Origin of the sequence: Kitasatospora sp. NPDC127060, assembly GCF_042724935.1 — a bacterium.
Classification (GTDB): Bacteria; Actinomycetota; Actinomycetes; order Streptomycetales; family Streptomycetaceae; genus Kitasatospora.
The window spans coordinates 23,446-45,104 of record NZ_JBHXEG010000045.1 but is presented as its reverse complement, the minus strand read 5'-3'; the positions used below and the strand labels follow the sequence as shown (position 1 = coordinate 45,104).

Genomic DNA, 21,659 nt, shown 5'->3' with positions numbered 1-21,659 from the left:
CGGCCGACCGCATTCCCCAGGGTGCGGACGGCCTGAGCACCGCCGAGCAGGGGTTCCGGCCCCGCGTCCGTGCCCGGCGCCCGCGCACCACCCACCGACCGAACCAGGGCCGCCGTCACGCCAGGAAGCACACGGCACCAGCCCTCCCCGCCCCCGCGGGGCGAACCCGCAGACGGACCGGAAGGGACCCCCCTCAGCCCATGTACTCCTCAGCGACGACCCCCACGCCGACCGCGAACCGGACCGCGCTGCGCCCCCCCAACGCGGCCGCCGGCCGTCCGGGGCCCAAGCAGCTGCCCCCGGCGAGCCGGCCGGTGGCTCCGCGCGGGACCGAGGGCCGGTCCGCCGACGCCCGGGTGCCGTCCGGCCGCACGGCGCTGGGGCTGCGCGCCCCCGAGGCCGCCCCGCAGGCCCTCCCGCCGGCCGGCCACCGCCTCCCGCTGGCCCGGCAGGCCGACGGCCAGGTGCTGCGCGCCCGGCGGCCCGGCCAGCCGGTCGGGCCGGAGCGGATCGACCCGTCGGCACTGCAGACCCCGGCGGTACGGGCCGCCCTGGGGAGCGTCGCGCGGATATGTCCGGCGTTCACCCCGCGCCAGGTCCTGCGCGAGGGCAGCCGCCACATCCTGGTGGCGGGCACCATCGGGCGGGCGCCGGTGGTCGCCAAGTGCCTGGCGCCGCAGGCGGTGCGGAGTGAGTACTTCGAGCAGCTGGTGGCCGACTTCCACCACGAGGTCTCGGTCTACCGGGCGTTCGTCCGGCACCGCCCGCCGGTGCGGCTGCCCCGGCTGGTCGCGGCCGACCACGACCGCTGCGTGCTCGTCATGGAGCGCGTCCCCGGCCGCCCGGCCGCCCGGGAGCGCCACCCGGTCAACGCGCCCACCCCGGGCGAGGTGCGGGCGCTGCTCAACGCCGTCCGGACGCTGAACCTCTGGCGGCCGCCGAGCGACGTCTTCCAGCCGCGCCTGGACTACCAGTTGGAGATCGCCCGCTACCACTCGGTGGGCCAGCTCACCGACCGGGACGCCGGCGACCTGCGCGGCCTGCTGCACGGCCTGGGCACCACCCCGCTGCAGCTGTGCCACGGCGACGCCCTGCTCAGCAACATGCTGCTGGCGCCCTCCGGCCCGGTGCTGGTGGACTGGGAGCAGGCCGGCTGGTACCTGCCGGGCTACGACCTGGCGGTGCTGTGGAGCGTGCTCTCCGGCGACACCGCCGCCCGCCGCCAGATCAGCCAACTCGCCCAGAGCGGCGGCACGCTGGCCCGGGACGCGTTCCTGGTGAACCTGGTGCTGGTGCTGATGCGGGAGATCCGGCTGTACGACGTGCCGGGCGCCGGCGAGGAGCAGCGGATCATGATCCGCCGGCTCTACGACGACGCCGCGCTGGCCCGCCGGGCGGTCCGGGCCGCGGTCGGCACCCGCTGACCCGCCCCGGGCCTCCCGACCCACCGGCTCACGGCCGGGCGCCGCGCTCCAGGGCGGCCCGGCCGGCGGCGTCCAGGACGTCATCCTCGGGCGCCAGGTGCACCCGGCTGCTGAGCACGTCCCGCAGGTAGCGCTCCAGCGGGTGACGCCGGCTCAGCCCCGGGTTGCCGGTGAGCGCGACGGCCTGCTGGACGGCCGCGGTGGCGGCCCGAACGGCCAGCAGGTGGGCCGGGCCGGTCCGGGCCACGGCGTCCGGCTCGCCCCGGTCCACCCGGGGCGCCAGGCCGTGCAGCAGTTCCTCGGCGCCGATCAGTTGGGCGTCGATCTCGCCGAGGGCGCAGCGGTAGCGCGGCAGGGTGCCGAGCGGCTCGGTCAGATTGGCCGGAGTTCGCTGGTTCAGGAAGCGGACCAGCCAGGCCTCAGCGGCCCGGGCGACCCCGACCGCCACCCCGGCGAGGGCCAGGTCCTGCCAGGCGCGGGCGAGTCCGGCCTCCGCGGCGTCCGCCTGGCCGGGTGTGCGGAGCCCGAGGCCGAGTTCGAGCGGGACCCGCACCGCGTCGAGCACGATGTCGTGGCTGGCGCTGGCCCGCAGGCCGAGCTGGTCCCAGGTCGGGTCGATCTCCAGGCCCTCGCTCTCGCCGCGGACCAGGAACGTCCCGATCCGGGGCTCGGGCTCGTCGGTCCGCGCGGTGACGGCCATCCAGGCCAGCGCCTCGGCGCCGGTGCAGTACGTCTTCCGGCCGGTGAGCAGCCAGCCCTCGTCGTCCCGCCGGGCCACCGTCCCGGGCAGGTCGTCCGGTCCGCCACCGGGCTCCGTCCGCAGCGTGTTGACCAGCGCCGGCCCGCGCCGGGACTCGGTGAGCAGCCGACGGTAGCCGGCCGTCGGCCAGCCGGCGCGGCGGGCCTGTTCAGCGTGCTGGAGCAGGGTGAAGGCGGTGACCACGGCCACCGAGGCGTCCCCGCGGCCGAGTTGGGCCAGCACCCGGACGGTGTCGGCGAGGGTGCCGCCCGGTCCGCCGTAGCGCTGGGAGACGGTCAGGGTGAGCAGCCCGGCCTCGTGGACGGCCTCGATGCCCTGGTACGGGAAGGTCGCGTCGCGGTCGTGCTCCTCGGCGCGGGCGGCGAGCAGGTCGACCACCCGGGGCAGACCGGCCAGGGCGGCCTCGACCGCCGGGCGTTCGGGCACGGGCGGCACGGGTGTCACCGGCGCCGCGGGAGGGGTGGGCGCCGCGGGCCGCGCGGGCCGTACGGGGGCCGCCGGGCGCGCGAGCGGGGCGGTCGGCGCGGGATGGCCGGAATCCGTCGCTTCGGTTCGAGGACGATCATTTGGTGAACGATCGTTTGCGGCGATGGTCGTCATGGTGCTGGTGCCTCCGGGCGACAGCATGGGCTCAGCGGGTGTGGACGCACGCCGCGGGGGCGCGCGGAACCGGCCGGCGGCCCCGGAGGCCGGCCCACGACCCTCCCCCGGATTCGGCGCCGACCCGGTCCGGTCGGCCGCCCGCCGCCACGGGGGCGAGATCCCCCCTCAGTGGCCCGGACACACCGCGCTGGCGGTCCGGCACAGGTCCAGATGCCTGCGACGGGTCAACAGCGGGAGACGGCACGGCATGTTCGCGACTGTACGAACCGGTGATCGATACCGTCAAGCAGTGTCCGCGCCCCGGGTGGGTCCGGTCAGCCCTGCTGGAACATGTCGGCCGGAAGCGGCTTCAGCAGCTGATACAGGTCGTCCGAAATCGGTCGGTCCCAGGACGCGATGGTGACCAGGACGCCGTCGCTGCGGCCGAACTGGGCGCAGAACACGCGTTCCTCGCTGGTCTTGACCTTCTTCACGATCAGCAGGTCGTCCCCGAGCATGACCGGGAAGTCCTCGGCCGAGACGAACTCGACCGGCTCGTCGTTCTCCAGCGCCGCGAGCAGCTGGCGCACCTCGAAGGGCACGTCGTCACCGGTCTCCCGGGCGGGCGAGCCCTCGGGGAGGTTGCCGATGAACATCGCCGGGCCTCTGCCGCCGAACAGGTCGTAGCGCAGGAAAATCCCCTGGCAGGAGCCGTCCGGGCCGGTCATCATGGCCGCACCGAAGTCGCCGGGCCAGTCGCCCGGGTCCATCGCGAGCACGTCGAAGTCCGGGCCGGCGGGCTGTCCGGAGCGACGGCGGAGAAAAGACATGGGAACATCGTACGTGTCCGGCACACCACACTCGCGAGGCGGGTGGGACACCGACGGGGGACGGGCGGGAGGTCGACGCTCAGAGACCAATGTTGACTCTGAGCAACCGTCCGGGCTACGTTCGGTTCAGCACGACAGCCGTTCTGGGTTTCACCCTCCGGGGGGACGGCATGTCGCAACGCGGCCCTACACGCGTTTCCCTCACCGTGCACTTGTCGTGCCGAACTGCCGAGCACCCAGCTTCGTCGTCGCGCAGAGCACAACACACAAGCCAACAATTCCATTGCAGTTCCGTGCAACAAGAGCCAGATCCGCGGGGCCCCGGCCCGTCGCTCCCGTGGATCTGCTCGGGACACCGCCGCGTGGGGGCGTGCGGGTCCCGAGCAAACGGTGCCGTCGTCCGAGTCGCTCTCGGCGTCGGCGCCAGCCTCCCGGCGACTGCCGGCCCCTCGTGGGCCGGGACCGGCCGACGCACCCCGGTGCGCAGGGGATGACTGGGAGGCAGGCCTGGCAAATGCCGGGCCGCACAGCAGGCGCCGTGTCTGGCCGCGTGGGGGCGGTGGGCACGGCGTCTGCCTGTGCTCATACTCTGAGCTGCGTTTGTCTAACAGTCAACAGAAATTCTGACGTGGCACGCTCAATAGATCATCAGTTGTGATGTTCGGTGCCGGAATCGGCGTCGGCCCCGCCTCCGGAAGCACCTGCGGAGCGGTCCCGACGCTGTCGGCTCGCCGCAGCTCGGGCCGCTCCGCAGGTGCTTCCGGAGGCGCGCGGGCGCTCAGGTGAGGTCGAACTCGCCGTCCCGGGCGCCGAGCACGAAGGCCCGCCACTCGGCCGGGGTGAAGACCAGGACCGGCCCGTCCTCCTGACGGCCGTCCCGCATCCCGATGTACCCGTCCACGAACGCGATCTGGACGTCCCCGACACCCTGGCTGCTGCACAGCCACTCGGCCCCGGTGAAGTCCACCTTCGGCTTCCCGTTCCGCGCGAGCTCCGGCTCGACGCCGACCGTCCCGGTGTCCGCCCCGGTGTCCGTCCCGCTGTTGACTGCCACTGACCGATCTCCTCCCGACGGGTTTCCACGGCCAGCCTAGCCACACCTCCCCGGCCCGGTCAGCGGGTTGACCAGGACTCCCCCGGCCGGGAGGGGCGCCGCCGGAGAAGCGCTCGGGGCCCGGTGGGGCGTGTCCCGACCGGCGGGGCGGCGGGCAGCTGCCAGAGTGCTGCCAGGACGCGTGGGTGCCCGGGTGGGCCGGACGGGCCCGGACACCCCGCAGGAAGCCCGTACACCCGCCGCGAGCGGCCCGCGGATCCGCCGCGGGAAGCCCGTGCAAAGCCCGTACGCCGCCCACGACTTCGGCGGCCCGCCCACAGTCCGCCCAGGATCCGCCGCACTGCCCGCCCGACACCCCGCCCGACCCCCGCCCATGAACTCGCCCCAGGGAGCAGCCGATGAGCCGCCGGGACGGCACCCGCGCCGACGTCATCCCCATCTCCGACGCCCCCTCGGCCCACCCGCCGGCTCCCCGCACCCCGCCCTCGGCCACCCCGCTGCCCCGGCCGACCCCGGCGCGGCCCGCGGCGCACGGCCGGGTCGGGATCGTCCTGGTCTCGCACAGCCAGGAACTGGCCACCGCCGTACGCTCGCTGGCGCTCACGCTGACCGGATCCGACTCCCCCGCGCCGGTCGCCTCGACCGGTGGCGACCCGGGCGACGGGCCGGGCATCAGCGCCGTGCTGGTGGCCGCCGCCACCCGGCGGGTCGACCAGGGCCACGGCGTGGTGGTGCTCGCGGACCTGGGCGGCGCCGTCACCACCGTCCGGGCGCTGCTGTCGGAGGCCGACGAGCACGGGCTGCCGTTCCCGGTCCGGTTCGCGAACGCGCCGTTCGTGGAGGGCGCGGTCGCCGCCACCGCGACCGCCACCGCGGGCGGGGACCTCGCCGCGGTGCTGGACGCGGCGGAGGAGGCCTACCGGCAGCAGAAGGACTGAGCCCTTCCTAGGCCCGTCCGGCCGATCTAGCCCCGCCCTTCCCGGGGGTGCTCCCGGCCGTCCAGCGCGAACACCGCCGGGCCCTGGCACTCGAGCGCGTGGCGGATCCGGAAGTGCTCGGAGTCGATCATCGGCGGCAGCTCGTCCAGCGCGAACCAGCCGACCTCCAGCGACTCGTCGTCGTTCACCCGGGCCTCGCCGCCGACCGCCCGGCAGCGGAAGATCAGCTCCAGGTACTGCGTCACGTCGCCGCTCGGGTAGGTGATCGGCGGCGTGACGGTGACGGCGGCGAGCAGCTCGGGCACGACCTCCACCCCGGTCTCCTCCAGGCACTCACGCACCACTCCGTCGGCGGGCTGCTCTCCCGGGTCGAGGATGCCGCCGACCGACGCCCACCGCCCGTCGTCGGCCCGGCGGGCGAGCAGCACCCGGCCCTGGTCGTCCAGCACCACAGCGGCGACGGCGCTCAGCCAGAGCGGACGGGTGCCCACGACGGAGCGGAGTTCGAGGAGGAAGGGGGGAATGGCCATGCGGCGCAGCCTACCGAGCGGGCCTACGCCCGGGAGCCGTAGGGCCGGAGCGCGGCGAGGACGGTGAGGCCGAGGATCCGCAGGTCCAGCCGGAGCGAGCGGTGCTCCACGTACCAGAGGTCGAGTTCGGCCCGGTCCGGCCCGGCGAGCGGGCAGGCGGCGTGCAGTTGCGCCCAACCGGTCAGGCCGGGCCGTACGGCGAGGCGGCCGCGCTCGCGGCGGGTGTAGTGGACGACCTGCTCGGGGCGGTCCGGGCGGGGGCCGATCACGCCCATCTCGCCGCGGGCGACGTTCCACAGCCGCGGCAGCTCGTCCAGGCCGGTGCGGCGCAGCAGGGTGCCGAGGCGGCCGTGGCGGCCGGTGCGGAAGCGCAGGACCTGGAACTCGCGGCCGTGCCGTCCGGTGCGGGTCTGCCGGAGCAGCACCGGTCCGGCGGCGGTGCAGCGGAGCAGGGCGGCGATCAGCAGGGCGAGCGGGAGTGCGACGACGGCGGTCAGGAAGGCGACGGCGAGGTCGCCACCGCGTTTCATGAGGCGGACACGGCGATGTCCGGTCGACCGCGCATCGCTCCCCCTCCAGGGCGTTCTCCAGGGCCTTCCGAGCCACGGGAACGCATTCACAGTAGAGGGGGGAGGAAGCCGTTGTCCGGGAATGGGGAAACACAAGCGCGGATGATTGTCAGAAGAGATGAAATTCGGTCGTTCTGACCAATTTCGATCGATCTGTTGATCAATCGCACCCGACCCGTGGCGAAGCACCCGACGGAGTGAGCGCCGGCGCCACAGTCAGAGCGCGGCACCCCGCCGACGGACCACTCCGAACACGATCCGGCCGAGCAGCAGCACGCCCGTCGCCAGGCAGCCGGCCACCGCCATCGCCCAGGCCGGACCGTCACTGTCCGGAACGATCACGGCCACGACGATGCCCAGCACCAGACAGGCCACACCCGCCACCGCCAGCGGAATCCGGTGGGTGACCAGGGCTCCACCGCTGCACGCGCGCGTCCATCGGGTCGCACCGTGCAGGTGGAAGGGATCACGGTCCGCATCTGCCATGAGCCCAAGGTACCCCGGGCACGCCCCCGAAGCAGCCCGCAGGGAGTGAGGCCCCGCGCACCCTGCGCGACCGCCCGTCCGGGGGTTGCTCAGGGCCTGCGGACGCGTGTACGGGCTCCACAATCAGTCCACGAAAAATCCTCGTCCCCCCGGTACAACCATCCGCCTGGTGCGGGGGTCTCAATGGCATCGAGTGATCCAGGAGCCGTTCACGGGAGGGTGAGACCCCCCACCGAGAACCGGAATACCCAGGGAGCGGAGCCGCCGCCCCCTGGAGTCGGAGGCCGGGCTCCGTCCTCCGGCGGTACCGCCACGCCGCTCGGCGACCAAGGGGGAACCGTTGCCGCAGACCCAGTCCACCCCGTCGACCTCCACCGCCCGCGCCAGGCCCCTACCCGGCGTCCGGGCACTGCCGCCGCCCACCGGCTTCGCGTCCGACCACCACGGCGCCGGCCGCCCCCGACCCACCATCGAGGCGAAGCGCCTCGAACCGACCAGACGGCTCGACACCAAGCGCCTCGAGACCAAACACGTCGAGCTGGTCGGTACCGAGGGGGCCGGTGCCGAGGCGTTCGACATCGCGGCGGTCGGTGTCGGGCCCGTCAGTGTCGGGCCCGTCGGCATCGGGCCCGACAGTGCCGAGGCCGAGCCCGTCGACGTGGCGCACACCGAGACGGAACAGCAGGACGCACGGGGCGAATGGCTGCGGTTCGCCCCCGTACAACCGCTGTTCCGGGCCCGGGCCGCCCAGCGACTCGCCGTCCTCGCCTACCACGGGGTCACCGACCACCGCTCCTTCGGCGCCCAGCTGGACCGGCTGCGAAGGCTCGCCACCCCGGTCTCGCTGGAGGCCGTCCTCCGGGCCGTCAGCGAGCGGCGGCCGCTGCCGCCGCGCAGCGTCCTGGTCACCTTCGACGACGCCGACCGGAGCGTCCTCACCCACGCCCTGCCCGCCCTCGACGCGCGCGGCATCCCCGCCACCGCCTTCGTCATCTCCGAACTCATCGGCACCGAGCGCCCCTTCTGGTGGCACGAGGCCGACTTCCTCGCCCGCCACGGCGGCCGCGCCCGCTCACTCGACTGCGGCCACCCCTCCCAGCTACTCCCCCGGCTCAAGGCCATGCCCGACCCGGACCGGCGCCGCAGCCTGCACGAACTGCGGGTCAGCGCCGACCGCCGGCCGCCCCGCCAGGAACAGCTCACCCCCGCCGACCTCCTCGCCCTCCGGGACGGCGGGGTCGCCATCGGCAACCACACCCAGGGGCACCCCTGCCTCGGCCGCTGCGACGACGTCACCGTCCGCGCCGAGATCACCGGCGCCCACGAAGCCCTCACCCGCTGGCTCGGCGAACCCCCGATCGCGTTCGCCTACCCCGACGGCGGCCACGACGCGCGCGCCGAAACCGTCCTGCAGGAACTCGGCTACCGCCTCGGCTTCCTCTCCGACCACCGCCTCGGCCCCCGCCTCCCCACCCACCCCCTCCAGATCAGCCGCCTCCAGGTCGACTCCACCACCAGCATCCGCCGCTTCGACACCATCCTCTCCGGCCTCGAACCCGCCTACCGCCGCTGGCGCCGCCACGAGGTGGCCTGACCCGGTGGCGCCGCTGCGCAGGAAGTCGATCCGGCCGACTTCCTGCGCAGCGCCCTCTCCGGCCACTTCGTGGACCGGCGGGGTGCGGGGCGAGGCCGACCGGCGCCTGATGGGCCGGGCCGCGCGGCACCAGAAGTCGGGCAGGCCGACTTCCTCATGCCCACCGGCCGGGAGGGAGCAGGTCGAGCGGGCCGAGAAGTGGCCGGGCGACTTGGCTCCGCGCCGGGAGGACTGGGCGAGCCCGGCTGGTGGAGCCCTGCTCCGGCCCCGGAAGTCGCCCGCTCGCCTGGCCCGCTCCCGGGGCCGGCCCGGCGGCCCGGTGGCCGGGTCGGAGGGCAACCGACAGCTGGCGCGGGACGGGGGCCCCGGGGGCTGAGGGCGGCGGGCTTGCCGGGCCGGGGTGCCCCGGGTTGTGGGGTGAGGCCGGTTGAAGGGTGCGAGTGCGGCGGACCGAAGGGTTCCGGCGGGGGCGGGGTCCCGGCCGCCGCGCGAGCGGCCCTGCGCCGGACCGAAGGGTCCCGGCGGGGTTCGGGGGTCAGGCGATGGCGGGGGTGAGGGAGAGTCCCTGGGGGTAGAGGGTCACGGCGCCGGGGAGGGTGGCGGGGGCGCCGGCGTGGAGGACGGTGAGGGTGCCGGTGCCGGTGCGGGTGGGGTCGGCGACGCGGCGGAGGGCCTGGGCGGCGACGGCGTCGGCGGAGCCGTGGAAGGTGAGGGCCGGGGAGGCGGTGGGGGCGACGGCGGCGCGGATCCGGTCCTCGACCAGCTCGTAGTGGGTGCAGCCGAGCACGATGGTGTCGGTGCCCTCGGGCGTACGGGCGGCGGCGTCGGCGATGGCGGCGGTGATGGCGTCGTCGTCGCCGTGCTCGACTGCGTCCGCGAGGCCGGGGCAGGCGACCTCGGTGATGTCGGCGGTGCCGCCGAAGTCGCGGATCAGCCCGCGCTGGTAGGCGCTGCCGGTGGTGGCCGGGGTGGCCCAGATGGCGACCCGGCCGCCGGCCGCGGCGGCGGGCTTGATCGCCGGGACGGTGCCGATGACGGGCAGGCCGGGCTCGAGTTCGGCGCGCAGGGTATCGAGCGCGTGGACCGAGGCCGTGTTGCAGGCGATCACCAGGGCGTCGGGTTCGAGGGCGGCGGCGGCGCGGCAGCAGCCGAGGGCCAGCTCGGTGACCTCGGCGGGGGTGAGCGGTCCCCACGGCATCGAGGCGGGGTTGGAGGAGAGCACCAGGTCGACGTCGGGGCGCAGCTTCCGAACGGCGGCGGCGGCGGCCAGCAGGCCGATTCCGGAGTCCATCAGGGCAATCTTCACGGGGCAAGACTCTAGTCGATCCACCGGTGGCGGCCCGATCTGCGGCAGACTGCCGGGGTGACCGTCCTGCTGTGGATCGCCGCGTTCTCCCTGCTGGTCTGGCTCTGGCTGACGTGCTGCCACGGCTCGTTCTGGCGCACCGACGTCCGTCTGCCGCCGCGCCGTCCGCCGGTGCGCTGGCCGCAGGCGGCGGTCGTGGTGCCGGCTCGGGACGAGGCGGCGGTGCTGCCGTCGTCCCTGCCGACACTGCTGGCGCAGAAGTACCCGGGGCGGGCGCGGGTGATCCTGGTGGACGACCACAGTTCGGACAGCACCGGTGCGGTGGCGGCGGAGCTGCGGACGATGGACGGGCTGGAGCTGACCGTGACCACCCCTCCGCCGCTGCCCGACGGCTGGACGGGCAAGCTGTGGGCGCTGCGGCACGGAGTGGAGCTGGCCGGCCCGGACGTCGAGTACCTGCTGCTGACGGACGCGGACATCGCGCACGGCCCGGACTCGCTGGCCGAGCTGGTGTCCGCCGCCGAGTCCGGCGGGCTGGACCTGGTGTCGCAGATGGCCCGGCTGCGGGTGGAGACCGGCTGGGAGCGGCTGGTGGTCCCGGCCTTCGTCTACTTCTTCGCCCAGCTGTACCCGTTCCGCCGGAGCAACCGCCCCGGGTCCCGGACCGCGGCCGCGGCGGGCGGGTGCTCACTGGTGCGGCGGGAGGCGCTGGAGCGGGCGGGCGGGGTGGCGGCGATCCGGGGGGCGGTGATCGACGACGTGTCGCTGGCCCGGGCGGTGAAGTCCTCGGGCGGGCGGACCTGGCTGGGCCTGGCCGGGGAGGTGGAGAGCGTCCGCCCGTACCCGCGGCTGGAGCAGCTGTGGCGGATGGTGTCGCGCAGCGCGTACGCCCAGTTGCGGCACTCGCCGCTGTTGCTGCTGGGGACGGTGCTGGGGCTGGCGCTGGTGTACCTGGTGCCGCCGGTGGCGACGGTGGCCGGGCTGGTGGCGGGGGTGGCGCCGGTGGCGGCGGTGGGCGGGGCGGCCTGGGCGCTGATGGCGGGGACGTACCTGCCGATGGTCCGGTACTACCGGCAGCCGGCCGCGGCCGTGCTGCTGCTGCCGTTCACGGCCTCGCTGTACCTGCTGATGACGGTGGACTCGGCGGTGCAGCACTGGCGGGGCCGGGGTGCGGCCTGGAAGGGCCGGACCTACTCCGGGGCTTGAGAGGCCCGGGGCGGGAAACCCTGGGCGCGGCGGGCTCGTCGGGCCCATACTGCTCGGATGGACCGTCAGCGGATCTCCCGGCTCGCCCATGCCCACCACCCGATCGCGGCGCCGCTGGCGGACGGGTCGGTGGCCCGACTGCTGGAGCGGGCGCTCGGCGGGCAGGAGTCCGGCCGGGTGCTGGACCTCGGCTGCGGCGAGGGCGCCTGGCTGGTGCGGGCGCTGGCCGCGCGGCCGGGCTGGCGGGCGGTGGGCGTGGACGCGGACGCGGCGGCGCTGACCCGGGCCCGGGAGTCGGCGGCGGCGCTCGGTGTGGTGCGCCGGATCGGCCTGCACCACCGGGACGTGCGGGAGTTCACCGACCGGGAGCGCTTCGACCTGGTGCTCTGCGTGGGCGCCACCCACGCCTTCGGCGGGCTGCTGCCCACCCTCGCCGCCGCCGGTGAACTCCTGGCGCCCGGTGGCCGGTTGCTGGTCGGCGAGGGGTTCTGGGAGCGCACGCCGTCCCCGGCCGCGCTGGACGGGCTGGGCGCGGCCCCGGAGGACTTCGCGGATCTCGCGACCACCACCGACCGGGTGCTCGCGGAGGGCTGGACGCCGGTGGACGGGCACGTCAGCACGGCGCGGGAGTGGGACGACTACGAGTTCGCCTGGACGGGTTCGCTGGCCGAGTGGGCGCTGGACCACCCGGAGCATCCGGACACGGCGGCCGCCCGCGAGGCTGCGGACCACCACCGCACCGGGTGGCTGCACGGCTACCGGGGGACGCTCGGTTTCGTCACCTATCTGCTGCGCCGCGACTGAACTCACCGATGGGCACGGCTATTTCTGCGTCCGGGTGAGGAAGTCGTCGATCAGCGGGGCGATTTCGGGCAGCTTCTCCTCCAGGGCGAAGTGCCCGGTGTCGAAGACGTGCAGTTCGGCCGCGGGCAGGTCGCGCAGGTAGGCGCGGGCGCCGGCCTCGGTGAAGAACGGGTCGTTGCGCCCCCAGAGCACCAGCGTGGGCGGCTGGTTGGCGCGCAACCAGGCCTGCCACTGCGGGTACAGCTCGACGTTGGAGAAGTAGTCGAGGGCGAGTTCGACCTGAATGTCCTTGCGGCCGGGCAGGTCGAGGAAGTGCTGGTCGAGGGTCCAGCCGTCGGGGGCGACCAGGCTCGGGTCGCCGGTGCCGCCCTCGTACTGGCTGCGGGTGACGTCCAGGGTGAGGATCGACCGGGCGGCCTCCTCGGCGCCGGGGACGCCGCGCCGCTGGGCGATGAACCCCCGCGCCTGGTCGGAGAGCCCCTCCTCGTAGGCATTGCCGTTCTGCACCACCAGGCCGGTGATCCACTCCGGCCGGCGGGTGGCCAGGCGCAGACCGACGGGTGCGCCGAAGTCGAAGGCGTAGAGCGCGAAGCGGTCCAGGCCGAGGGCGAGGCAGAAGCGCTCGATCACGTCGGCGAGGGTGTCGAAGCGGTACGGGAAGGCGTCGGGCGCGGGGCTGTCGCTGTAGCCGAAGCCGGGGTAGTCGGGGGCTATGAGACGGTGGCGGGTGCCGAGGGCGTCGAACAGCCGGGCGTACTGGTGCGAGGCGGAGGGGAAGCCGTGCAGCAGCAGGAGGACGGGGGCGTCGGCCGGACCGGTTTCGCGGTAGAAGACGCGCAGGCCGTCGAGGTCGACGTGGCGGTGGTGGATGTGGGGGATCGTCAGCTCGCTCATGCTAACCATTAAACACCATGTGAACGGTTAGGCAAGGTGTGCCGCGGACACGGCACGGACGAACTGAGCCACCGTCAACCACCGTCGGTTTTCGGCCACCCGGGCTTCAGTGCGTCTTCAGCTGCTCCTGCTGCACCAGGTAGTCGAGCACCTCGGGCATCGCCTCCACCCCGCCGGCCTTGGTCGGGGAGGTCCGGTACTCACCCTGGACCACCACCGTCGGCAGCTCGTTGATGCCGTAGCGGACGAACTGGGCGGCCGCGTCGTCCACCGACCGCCGCACCTCGGCGGAGCGGTAGGCCGTGCGGAACTGCTGGGCGTCAACGCCGTGGCGCACCGCCCAGTCGGTGGCGGCGGCCTCGGTGGCGAGGTCGGCGTGGTCGGTGTGGACCGAACGGAAGGCGCTGGTCTGCAGCCGCTCGACCAGGCCGAGGCGCTCGAGCGCGTAGTACAGGCGCGCGTGGGCGCGCTGCACGCCCTCGTCCGGGCCGCCCTGCCAGATCGCCGGGACCCGGCGCAGAGCGACATCACCGCGGTGCCGCTCGGCCCAGGCCTGCAGCGGCTGCTCCAGCGCCTGGGAGTGGCCGCAGTCGTACCAGAAGAACTCGACGGCCTCGGTACGGGCGCTCTCGCGCACCGGCTGCGGGCGCTCCAGCTTGACGAACTGGACGCCCTCGGAAGGGGGTTGGTGAGCCACCGCACCGGCCTGGACGGGGGATGCGGCGATCCCGGCGGCGACGGCGAGCAGGACGGTGGACCGCAGCAGCGACTTCGAGTTCACACCGGGCAGTGTGGTGGTGACGTCCCGTTACCGGCGAGTCGGTACGGGGCGGCGGGCCCGGATTCGCCCGAACGGCGTAGCCGGCCCGGCGTCCACGGGCACCCGTGCCGGTCATCGCGTGGCGGAGCTCAGCCGGCCGGGGTGCCGGTCCACACCTCGGCGACCAGCCGCTGCCAGTCGTCCACCACCGCGCCCAGCTCGAAGTGCTCCAGCGCGTGCGCCCGGGCGGCCGCGCCCAGCCCCGCGCGGTTGCAGGCCAGCACCTTCGCCAGCGCCTCGGCCAGGGCGAGTGGATCCCCCGGGGCGACCAGTGCTCCGGTGGCGCCGTCCCGGACCACCTCGCGCACCCAGCCCACGTCGGTGGCGACGGCGGGCACCCCGGCCAGCGCCGCCTCGATCAGCGCACCGGGCACCCCCTCGCTGTCGCTGGTGAGCAGCAGCGCGTCGGCCGCCCGGTAGAGCGGGGCCGGGTCGGGCAGCGGGCCGAGGAAGTGGGCGCGGGCGGCGGCCGGGTGGCGGGCCAGCGCCTCCAGCAGCGGGCCCTCCCCGGCGACGGCCAGCCGGACATCGGGCAGCCGGTCGAGCACGTCGAGGGCGAGGTCGAGCCGCTTCTCAGGGGCTATCGCACCGATCCAGGCGACCAGCAGGACGTCCGCGGGCAGGCCCAGGGCGTGCCGGGCGGCGCGCCGGTCGGCCCGGCCGTCGGCGGGCGGATAGCTCTCCGCCGCACGGGAGTTGGGGATCACCCGGACCTTGCCGTCGGGCAGTGCGAACTGCTCCTCCAGCACCTCGCGCGCCTCGTCGGTGAGCGTGGTGACGGCGGCGGCGCGGTGCATCAGGGTGCCGCCGCGGAGTCTGCGCAGCCGGTTGGCGGTCCAGTAGCGGGGGTGGCCGACCGAGACGTAGACGAAGGGGGTGGGGGTGCCGGCCAGCGCGAGGGCGCAGGCGGCCAGGGTGTCGGAGCCGTGGGCGAGCACCACGTCGGCGGCGCGAGCGGCGGAGCGCAGCGCCCGCAGGGTGCTCGGGCGCAGCCGACCGGGGCCGAGGACGGCGGCGCGCAGCCGAGCGGTGTCGGAGCACCCCTCGCCGCAGGTCCCCGGCACGGCCGTCCCCGCGGTGCAGACCCCGGGCGCGACCGCACCCGGCAGGGCGGCGGGCAGAGCGGGGTGCGGGGCGAGCGCGCACAGCGCGGAGGCCTGGCCCCGGCGGCGCAGTTCCCGGTGGAGGTCACGGGCGAAGTTCTGCGCACCGCCCCGGCGTTCGTCGCTGATCAGGTGCAGGACACGCGGGCGGGCTCCGGCCGAATCGGCCGCCGTAGGGTCGGGCATGGACCGACCTTGGCACAGCGCTCCGCCCGGTACAGCCCCTTCGCGCAACCTGGTGGTGGCCCGTGCGCCCGCGCCCGTACACCCGATGCGCGCTGAGGGGCCGCCGTCGTGCGCCGGTTGCGACCGCCGTGCGCCCCGGCTCGCCCCCGCCGCTCCGTCGGGCCGCCCCTCCGCTCCGCGAGGCCGCCCCCGCTCCGTCGGACCGCCCCTTCGCTCCCCCGCACGCCGCGTCGGTCACCGGCTCACGTCGTCGGATCAACCCTGGGCCGCGGAAGGCCGATCGGCCGGTACGCGGACGGCCCGCGCGCCACCCGGGCGGGCCCGGGTCGGGCCGTCGGCCGGTTACGCGGATCGGGTGAACGCGGTTGGACCTCGACCCCGGCCGGTCGGCAGGATGTCCGGCCGGGGCGCCCGGTGTTCTGCCCCATCTCCCCCTTCCCCGTTCGGATTTGGAGTCACCCGGTGTTCAAGGGATTCCGCAGCTTCCTGCTGCGCGGCAACGTGGTGGACCTCGCGGTCGGCATCGTGATCGGCGCGGCCTTCACCGCCGTCGTCACCGGGTTCGTCAGCGCCTTCCTCACCCCGCTGATCGGGGTCGCCACCGGCGCGGTCGGCGACTTCACCCAGAAGACCTTCGAGGTGGGCGGCACCAAGTTCCCGTACGGCCTCTTCGTCAACGCGCTGATCGGATTCGTGCTGGTCAGCGCACTGATCTACTTCGCCGTGGTGGTGCCGGTCGGCAAGCTGCAGGAACGCTTCGAGAGGGCCAAGCCGGCGCCCGCCGCCAAGGTGGACTGCCCGGAGTGCCTGAGCTCGATCCCGGCCGCCGCGACCCGCTGCTCCTTCTGCACCACCGAGGTGACGGCCCGGCCCGGCCTGCCCGCGCAGTCCCAGGCGCTGCAGTCGCACTGACGCCCCGGAGGCGGCGTCCGGAGCGCCTGTGTTCCGGACCCGGAGCAGGCCCGGAGCAGGCCCGGAGAAGGCCAGGGAGCAGGCCCGGAACAGGCGCGGACCGCGCCCGGTTCGCCCCGTGTGGGCCCTGACGGGAAATTTATTCCCCAAACATTCACGAGCCTCCGTCGCACCGTCGGCAGGGGCTCGAATGCGCCCGCGCACGCCCGGTCCGCAAAAGTTTCTCCATGGGGCCCCCGGGCCTCCACCGGCCGGTCATCGCAAGGCCTACCGGAGGCCGTGTCCGGGTGTCGTTCGATCACTGACGGGGCGCCAGGGTTGTCCGGAACTGAACGCCGGTATGTCCGTTCTTCCTACTTTCGAAACCTTTGTGCGAGCGAAGACTGTGTAAACACTCGAACTGCTCGCCCTCCCGCTCTCCTCAGCAGGCGCATTGTGGGCTTACCGTATGCCCCATGACCTCGCCCCGCTCCTACGACGGAGTCGGCTACCCCTCTCCGTCCTTCTCCTCCGGCACGCCGATCTACGACAGCCTCGTGGCTGAGCGCGGCGTCCCCCAGATCGCACCCATCAACGTGCCGGCCGCCCTGCCGCCGGCACTGTCCTCCGGTTACGGATCCGGCCTCGGCCAGTCCTACGAGAACCGGTACGGCAACGGGTACGAAAGTGCCGGCAGCAACCTCCCCGCGCTGCCGCCCGCCCGCCTCGCCCTGGGCCCCGGCCCGAGCAGCGGCCCCTCGGCCGGACCCGCCACGGCGTACATCCCGGCGCAGCCCGCGCCGGCGTACGCCGCCGCCCCCCAGCCGCCCGTCCCCGGTTACGGCGCCCCCCAGCCGTACCAGCGACAGCAGCCCGCCGCCCCGGCCTTCGCCCAGACCGCCAGCGGTGGCTACCAGCCCACCGGCGGCCAGAGCTTCGGCGGCCAGAACACCTTCATCGGCCAGGGCGGCCAGCAGACCTTCGGCGCCCAGCCGACCGGCGGACCGGCCGGTTTCGGCCAGGGCCAGCCCGGTGGGCTCCCGCAGGGCGGTCCGCAGAGCTTCGGCGGACAGCAGTCCTTCGGCGGCCCGAACCCGGCCGGCCCCGGTTTCCAGGGCCAGGGCGGCGACCAGGGCTTCGGCGGCGGCCAGCTGCGCCCGGCCATGGCGCCGGTCCGCCCGATGCAGCCGCAGCGCCCGGGCCCGTACGGCGAGCCCGGTGGCTTCCAGCAGGGCGGCTACCAGCAGCAGGGCCAGGGCTACTGAGCCACTGACACCAGGGGCCGCCCCCACCGGCCCGAACCCGCACCACCTGAGCACCACCCGGCGGCCCCCGAACGCCGGGCGAACGGAGAAACGGGTCATCCACGGACCGCCCGGAACGCCCCCCACGGCGTACCGGGCGGTCCGTGCGCGTACAGGGGTGTACGGCAACGTGCGAGGGGGCGAACCGGGGCCGAACGACGACGTGCGGGCGAGGCCTGCGAGTCAGGCGCGCGGGGGCGCAGCAGGGGGCGCGCGTCCGGCCGGAGCGCTGCTGGCAGGATGGGGGAATGCACCTCACCGGACTCCACGTCTACCCCGTCAAGTCCATGTACCGCCTGAGCCCGGACACCGCCGCGCTCCACCCCTGGGGTCTGGCCGGAGACCGCCGCTGGATGCTCGCCGGCCCCACCGGACGCTTCGTCAGCCAGCGCGAGAACGCGGCCCTCGGACAGATCCGGCCCAGCCTGCTGCCCGACGGCGGGCTGGCGCTGACCGCCCCCGACGGCTCCCGGATCGAGGTCACCGCCCCCACCGCCGCCGGCGGCGGCCCGGTCACCGAGGTCGAGGTCTGGGGCACCCGCTTCAGCGCCGTCGAGGCCGCCGAGGAAGCCCACCGGTGGACCGCCGAACACCTGGGCGACTACCGGCTGGTGCACCTGGACGACCCGCGCGCCCGGCCCGTCGATCCCGAGTACGGGCGGCCCGGCGACACCGTCTCGATGGCCGACGGCTTCCCGCTGCTGCTCACCACCACGGCCTCGCTGGACCGGCTCAACGAGCTGATCGCCGCCGAGAACCCGGACGGCCACGAGACCCTGCCGATGGAGCGCTTCCGCCCCAACGTGGTGGTCGGCGGCTCCGAGCCCTGGGCCGAGGACGGCTGGCGCCGGATCCGGATCGGCGCGATCACCTTCCAGGTGGTCAAGCCCTGCGGCCGCTGCGTGATCACCACCACCGACCAGGAGAGCGGCGAGCGGCGCGGCCCCGAACCGCTGCGCACCCTGGCCCGGCACCACAAGCTGCTGCGCAAGGCCGCGTTCGGACAGAACCTGATCCCCGAGCGGCCGGCCGGCATCGAGGGCGACGTGCTGGGCACGCTGCGGCTCGGCGACGACGTCGAGGTCCTGGAGGACGGGGCGCACTGGCCCGCCGACGGGCGCTGAGCCGGCGCCGCACCCTGGGGCCCGCCTCCTGGCTCCCGGCCGGAGTCCCGCACGCGGCCCGCCCGTACGGAACTCCGGCTGTGCGCGCTCGTTGAAACAAGTGGTCGGAACCTGTGACCACGGTGGGCGCCCCCGGTGCCCGCGCGGCGACGGGCGGCCGGGCCACCCGCCCCGACCGGTCGGAACGGGCGGACGGACCACCCGTCCGGGCGCGCTACGGTGGGCGGACGGCCCGCGCACCCCCGCGCCCACGGCCCGTTGATCGCCGGCACGACGAAGGTGGGGACGACAGACCGTCATGGCTGAGCACAGGGTCCGGGTCACCCAGGACAGCGCATCCCGCTGGCGTCGCCGCGCGGGCGACTACGACACGCTCGCCGAAGCCCTGGCGGCCGCCGAGCCGGGCGACACCGTCACCGTCCGGCCGGGCACCTTCCGGGAGAACCTGCTGCTGGACAAGCCGGTGACGATCGTCCCGGCCCAGGGCCCGGGCACCGTCCGGATCGAACCGGCCTCCGGGGTGGCGATCACCGTCACCGCCGCCGCGACCGTGCGCGACCTGGTGGTCGAGGGCGGCGACAGCTCCTCCCCGGCCGTCCTGGTCACCGGAGTTCAGGCGACGCCGTCGTTCAGCGGCTGCCGGATCGAGACCCGCTCCGCCACCGGGATCGAGATCGGCGGCGGCGCCCGGCCGACCCTGCGCGGCTGTGTCGTCGCCAACCCCGGCGGACTCGGGCTGCGGCTGCGCGGCGAGGGAACCGCCGCCGCCTTCGAGGACTGCGAGGTCGCCGCGGCCGGCCAGGCCGGGATCGCCGTCCTCGGCGGGGCGACCGCCGCCCTGGACCGCTGCCGGGTCCACCACGCCTCCGGCGCCGGGGTGTTGCTCTCCGACCCGGGCAGCGCGGCCGAGCTCACCGGCTGCGAGATCTACGAGATCCGCGGCAGCGGCGTCCAGGCCGAGGCGCAGGCCGGCGGGCGGCTGGTCGACTGCGACATCCACCGGGTCACCGGCAACGGCTTGACCCTGGACGGCGAGGCCGAACTGGTGCTCACCGGCTGCCGGGTGCACGATCTGCCGGAGAACGGCGCCGACCTGCGCGGACGCGCCCGGCTCAGCCTCACCAACACCACCGTGCGGGACTTCGGGCGCGGGGCGCTGTCGATCTGGGACCAGGGCACCGAGGCCGTTGCCGAGTCCTGCCAGATCCACGGCTCCAGCGGCGAGTACCCGGCGCTGTGGGTCAGCGACGGCGCCCGGCTCACCCTCACCGACTGCTCGCTGCACGACCTGCCGGACGCGCTGTTCGTCCTCGACCGGGACTCCGCCGCCGTCGCCCAGGGCTGCTCGTTCAGCCGGATCCGCAGCTCGGCGGTCTCGGTCAGCGGCGGAGCCACCGTCTCACTGGCGTCCTGCCGGGTGCAGGAGGCCGGGACCGGGCTCTGGTTCCGCGACCACGGCAGCGGCGGACTCCTCACCGACTGCGAGATCTCCGACGTCGCCACCGGGGTGATCGTCACCAAGGGCGCCGACCCGGTGCTGCGCGAGTGCACGGTACGGGCCAGCGCGGACGCCGGGGTCTACGTCTCGGCACAGGGCCGGGGCACCTTCGAGGACTGCCGGGTCTCACACGGCAAGGGCTTCGGGTTCCACATCATCGACGGCTGCCGCACCCAGCTCACCCGGTGCCGGGCGGAACAGAACGAGCGGGCCGGATTCGAGTTCTCCGAACCGGGACCGATCGCCGAAGGATGCACCTCCGACGACGTGGCCCGGACCGCCTCGGCCGGCCCGACGATCTCCGGACTGCCGGAGTTGCCGACCCCCAGATCGGCCCAACCCGTCTCCGCCGCACCCGTGTTGACCGCCGCACCGATGGCCTCGGCAGTGTCCCCGACCTCGGCCGCCTCGGCCGCGACCGCCGCGATCGGGCCGATCCCGGACTGTCGGCCGGCCGACGAGGCGCTCGCCGAGCTGGACTCACTGGTCGGACTGGCCACGGTGAAGCAGGAGGTGCGCACCCTGATCGACCTGATCTCGGTCGGCCGACGCCGCCGCCAGGCCGGGCTCAAGGCACCCTCGCTGCGCCGGCACCTGGTCTTCACCGGCGCACCCGGCACCGGCAAGACCACCGTCGCCCGACTGTACGGCGAGATCCTCGCCTCGCTCGGCGTCCTGCAGCGCGGGCACCTCGTGGAGGTGGCCCGGGTCGACCTGGTCGGCGAACACATCGGCTCCACCGCGATCCGTACCGCCGCCGCCTTCGACCGGGCGCGCGGCGGGGTGCTGTTCATCGACGAGGCGTACGCGCTCGCACCCGAGGACGGGGCCCGGGACTTCGGGCGCGAGGCGATCGACACCCTGGTCAAGCTGATGGAGGACCACCGGGACGAGGTGGTCGTCATCGTGGCGGGCTACACCGCCGAGATGGAGCGCTTCCTCTCCGCCAACCCCGGTGTCTCGTCACGTTTCTCACGCACCATCACCTTTCCCGACTACACGGCGGAGGAGCTGCTGGAGATCGCCCGGGCGCAGTGCGCGGAGCACGAGTACGCGCTCGCCGAGACGACCGCGGACGCGCTGCTGGACCACTTCGGCGGGCTGGAGCGCGGGCCCAACTTCGGCAACGGGCGCACCGCGCGGCAGGTGTTCGAGACCATGGTCGAGCGCCACGCGGTGCGGGTCGCGGCACTGGCCGACCCCTCCACGGAGGAGCTGCAGCTGCTGGTCCCGGCGGACCTGCCGACCGCCCCGCTGCCATAGGGCGGCGCCGGAGACCGCCGGACGGCGGGGGAGCCGGGCGGGAGGGGGGAACTGCCGGACAGTGGCGGGGCGTTGAGCCGGGCATGGGCATGCTTTTGACGGGTGCGGCGGGTGGACTGCTGTTACCGGCCGGGCTGGTGGTGGTGTTCTTCCTCGGCGCGGTGGTACGGCGGCTCCGCATCCGAACCGCCGCGCCGGGTGAGCGCGATGCGGGGACGACCGCGACAGAGGAGTTGCACGCGCTGCTCTATCCGAGCAAGCGGGTGCAGTTGGAGCAGCGGCGGATCGAGCTGGTGCTGCGGGACGACGAGCACGACGGGGCGCCGAAGCGCACGGGGATCGACCTCGCGGGCGGGCGGGCGGTGATCCGGCGGCGGAGTGGCGGGTGACGGCAACGGGTGACAGTAGACAGAGTCTGAAATCTGTTATCTGTCAGCTGTTATCTGTCAGCTGTTAGTTGTCATCTGTCAGTTGTCGCCCGCCCGCCGTCGCG

The 21,659-nt window shown here is 74.6% G+C and carries 21 protein-coding genes; 10 read left to right on the top strand and 11 right to left on the bottom strand.

Annotated elements, in window-relative coordinates:
• Positions 1-200 precede the first annotated feature (200 nt).
• Positions 201-1,424 carry a phosphotransferase gene (locus tag ACFWIS_RS23735; RefSeq protein ID WP_380456746.1) on the top strand — a complete coding sequence of 408 codons (1,224 nt, stop codon included), beginning with the start codon at positions 201-203 and terminating at the stop codon, positions 1,422-1,424.
• Positions 1,425-1,452: 28 nt separating this feature from the next.
• Here the strand turns inward: ACFWIS_RS23735 and ACFWIS_RS23730 are convergent, their stop codons facing one another.
• From ACFWIS_RS23730 to ACFWIS_RS23715, 4 genes are all read right to left on the bottom strand, one after another.
• Positions 1,453-2,619, bottom strand: a complete 1,167-nt coding sequence (locus tag ACFWIS_RS23730) for an acyl-CoA dehydrogenase family protein (protein WP_380523982.1) — start codon at positions 2,617-2,619, stop codon at positions 1,453-1,455.
• A 333-nt stretch (positions 2,620-2,952) separates the two neighbouring features.
• Entirely contained in the window at positions 2,953-3,036 is an 84-nt protein-coding gene (locus ACFWIS_RS23725; RefSeq protein WP_363440578.1) for a putative leader peptide, read from the bottom strand.
• 65 nt (positions 3,037-3,101) lie between these two features.
• Positions 3,102-3,596, bottom strand: coding sequence for a hypothetical protein (locus ACFWIS_RS23720; RefSeq protein WP_188303961.1), 495 nt, complete (start codon positions 3,594-3,596; stop codon positions 3,102-3,104).
• Positions 3,597-4,374: 778 nt separating this feature from the next.
• Positions 4,375-4,563, bottom strand: a complete 189-nt coding sequence (locus ACFWIS_RS23715; RefSeq protein ID WP_360243590.1) for a DUF397 domain-containing protein — start codon at positions 4,561-4,563, stop codon at positions 4,375-4,377.
• A gap of 485 nt (positions 4,564-5,048) precedes the next feature.
• Between ACFWIS_RS23715 and ACFWIS_RS23710 the strand changes: the two genes are divergently transcribed.
• On the top strand, positions 5,049-5,588 hold the full coding sequence (locus ACFWIS_RS23710; protein ID WP_380456750.1) for a PTS-dependent dihydroxyacetone kinase phosphotransferase subunit DhaM: 540 nt from the start codon (positions 5,049-5,051) through the stop codon (positions 5,586-5,588).
• Between the two features lie 26 nt (positions 5,589-5,614).
• Here ACFWIS_RS23710 and ACFWIS_RS23705 read toward each other — a convergent pair whose 3' ends face one another.
• The 3 genes from ACFWIS_RS23705 to ACFWIS_RS23695 all read right to left on the bottom strand — a co-directional run bounded on the left by ACFWIS_RS23705 (position 5,615) and on the right by ACFWIS_RS23695 (position 7,173).
• Positions 5,615-6,118 carry an NUDIX domain-containing protein gene (locus tag ACFWIS_RS23705; RefSeq protein ID WP_380456752.1) on the bottom strand — a complete coding sequence of 168 codons (504 nt, stop codon included), beginning with the start codon at positions 6,116-6,118 and terminating at the stop codon, positions 5,615-5,617.
• A gap of 23 nt (positions 6,119-6,141) precedes the next feature.
• Positions 6,142-6,648, bottom strand: coding sequence for a sugar transferase (locus tag ACFWIS_RS23700; RefSeq protein ID WP_380456754.1), 507 nt, complete (start codon positions 6,646-6,648; stop codon positions 6,142-6,144).
• 255 nt (positions 6,649-6,903) lie between these two features.
• Positions 6,904-7,173 (bottom strand): hypothetical protein, encoded by a 270-nt coding sequence (locus ACFWIS_RS23695; protein ID WP_188303958.1) that lies wholly within the window; start codon positions 7,171-7,173, stop codon positions 6,904-6,906.
• 340 nt (positions 7,174-7,513) lie between these two features.
• Here ACFWIS_RS23695 and ACFWIS_RS23690 point away from each other — a divergent pair, with 340 nt between their 5' ends.
• The gene (locus ACFWIS_RS23690; protein ID WP_380456756.1) at positions 7,514-8,767 is read left to right on the top strand and encodes a polysaccharide deacetylase family protein; all 1,254 of its coding nucleotides are present in this window, start codon (positions 7,514-7,516) and stop codon (positions 8,765-8,767) included.
• Between the two features lie 535 nt (positions 8,768-9,302).
• Here ACFWIS_RS23690 and ACFWIS_RS23685 read toward each other — a convergent pair.
• Positions 9,303-10,073 (bottom strand): glutamate racemase, encoded by a 771-nt coding sequence (locus ACFWIS_RS23685; RefSeq protein WP_380456758.1) that lies wholly within the window; start codon positions 10,071-10,073, stop codon positions 9,303-9,305.
• Positions 10,074-10,139: 66 nt separating this feature from the next.
• Here ACFWIS_RS23685 and ACFWIS_RS23680 point away from each other — a divergent pair, with 66 nt between their 5' ends.
• The gene (locus ACFWIS_RS23680) at positions 10,140-11,279 is read left to right on the top strand and encodes a glycosyltransferase (protein ID WP_380456819.1); all 1,140 of its coding nucleotides are present in this window, start codon (positions 10,140-10,142) and stop codon (positions 11,277-11,279) included.
• Positions 11,280-11,336: 57 nt separating this feature from the next.
• Positions 11,337-12,083: an SAM-dependent methyltransferase gene (locus tag ACFWIS_RS23675; protein ID WP_380456760.1), complete on the top strand. Its 747-nt coding sequence runs from the start codon at positions 11,337-11,339 to the stop codon at positions 12,081-12,083.
• 18 nt (positions 12,084-12,101) lie between these two features.
• Here ACFWIS_RS23675 and ACFWIS_RS23670 read toward each other — a convergent pair whose 3' ends face one another.
• From ACFWIS_RS23670 to ACFWIS_RS23660, 3 genes are all read right to left on the bottom strand, one after another.
• The gene (locus tag ACFWIS_RS23670; protein WP_380456762.1) at positions 12,102-12,977 is read right to left on the bottom strand and encodes an alpha/beta fold hydrolase; all 876 of its coding nucleotides are present in this window, start codon (positions 12,975-12,977) and stop codon (positions 12,102-12,104) included.
• Positions 12,978-13,083: 106 nt separating this feature from the next.
• On the bottom strand, positions 13,084-13,758 hold the full coding sequence (locus tag ACFWIS_RS23665; protein ID WP_380456764.1) for a thiol:disulfide interchange protein DsbA/DsbL: 675 nt from the start codon (positions 13,756-13,758) through the stop codon (positions 13,084-13,086).
• Between the two features lie 128 nt (positions 13,759-13,886).
• A complete protein-coding gene (locus tag ACFWIS_RS23660; protein WP_380456766.1) occupies positions 13,887-15,086 on the bottom strand; it encodes a glycosyltransferase family 4 protein in 1,200 nt (399 codons plus the stop codon).
• Positions 15,087-15,548: 462 nt separating this feature from the next.
• Between ACFWIS_RS23660 and mscL the strand changes: the two genes are divergently transcribed.
• The 5 genes from mscL (at position 15,549) to ACFWIS_RS23635 (ending at position 21,555) form a co-directional block, all read left to right on the top strand.
• Positions 15,549-15,998 carry a large conductance mechanosensitive channel protein MscL gene (gene mscL, locus ACFWIS_RS23655; protein WP_380456768.1) on the top strand — a complete coding sequence of 150 codons (450 nt, stop codon included), beginning with the start codon at positions 15,549-15,551 and terminating at the stop codon, positions 15,996-15,998.
• 455 nt (positions 15,999-16,453) lie between these two features.
• Positions 16,454-17,242, top strand: a complete 789-nt coding sequence (locus tag ACFWIS_RS23650) for a DUF6643 family protein (protein WP_380456770.1) — start codon at positions 16,454-16,456, stop codon at positions 17,240-17,242.
• 287 nt (positions 17,243-17,529) lie between these two features.
• Positions 17,530-18,405 (top strand): MOSC domain-containing protein, encoded by an 876-nt coding sequence (locus tag ACFWIS_RS23645; protein ID WP_380456772.1) that lies wholly within the window; start codon positions 17,530-17,532, stop codon positions 18,403-18,405.
• A gap of 298 nt (positions 18,406-18,703) precedes the next feature.
• Entirely contained in the window at positions 18,704-21,166 is a 2,463-nt protein-coding gene (locus ACFWIS_RS23640; RefSeq protein WP_380456774.1) for a right-handed parallel beta-helix repeat-containing protein, read from the top strand.
• An 83-nt stretch (positions 21,167-21,249) separates the two neighbouring features.
• On the top strand, positions 21,250-21,555 hold the full coding sequence (locus ACFWIS_RS23635; protein ID WP_380456776.1) for a DUF6191 domain-containing protein: 306 nt from the start codon (positions 21,250-21,252) through the stop codon (positions 21,553-21,555).
• Positions 21,556-21,659: the final 104 nt, after the last annotated feature.

Coding starts and splice junctions, on each gene's coding strand:
- ACFWIS_RS23735 (WP_380456746.1), top strand. CDS start 201: ATGTACTCCTCAGCGACGACCCCCACGCCGACCGCGAACCGGACCGCG.
- ACFWIS_RS23725 (WP_363440578.1), bottom strand. CDS start 3,036: ATGCCGTGCCGTCTCCCGCTGTTGACCCGTCGCAGGCATCTGGACCTG.
- ACFWIS_RS23720 (WP_188303961.1), bottom strand. CDS start 3,596: ATGTCTTTTCTCCGCCGTCGCTCCGGACAGCCCGCCGGCCCGGACTTC.
- ACFWIS_RS23710 (WP_380456750.1), top strand. CDS start 5,049: ATGAGCCGCCGGGACGGCACCCGCGCCGACGTCATCCCCATCTCCGAC.
- ACFWIS_RS23705 (WP_380456752.1), bottom strand. CDS start 6,118: ATGGCCATTCCCCCCTTCCTCCTCGAACTCCGCTCCGTCGTGGGCACC.
- ACFWIS_RS23700 (WP_380456754.1), bottom strand. CDS start 6,648: ATGAAACGCGGTGGCGACCTCGCCGTCGCCTTCCTGACCGCCGTCGTC.
- ACFWIS_RS23695 (WP_188303958.1), bottom strand. CDS start 7,173: ATGGCAGATGCGGACCGTGATCCCTTCCACCTGCACGGTGCGACCCGA.
- ACFWIS_RS23675 (WP_380456760.1), top strand. CDS start 11,337: ATGGACCGTCAGCGGATCTCCCGGCTCGCCCATGCCCACCACCCGATC.
- ACFWIS_RS23670 (WP_380456762.1), bottom strand. CDS start 12,977: ATGAGCGAGCTGACGATCCCCCACATCCACCACCGCCACGTCGACCTC.
- ACFWIS_RS23660 (WP_380456766.1), bottom strand. CDS start 15,086: ATGCCCGACCCTACGGCGGCCGATTCGGCCGGAGCCCGCCCGCGTGTC.
- ACFWIS_RS23650 (WP_380456770.1), top strand. CDS start 16,454: ATGACCTCGCCCCGCTCCTACGACGGAGTCGGCTACCCCTCTCCGTCC.
- ACFWIS_RS23645 (WP_380456772.1), top strand. CDS start 17,530: ATGCACCTCACCGGACTCCACGTCTACCCCGTCAAGTCCATGTACCGC.
- ACFWIS_RS23640 (WP_380456774.1), top strand. CDS start 18,704: ATGGCTGAGCACAGGGTCCGGGTCACCCAGGACAGCGCATCCCGCTGG.
- ACFWIS_RS23635 (WP_380456776.1), top strand. CDS start 21,250: ATGGGCATGCTTTTGACGGGTGCGGCGGGTGGACTGCTGTTACCGGCC.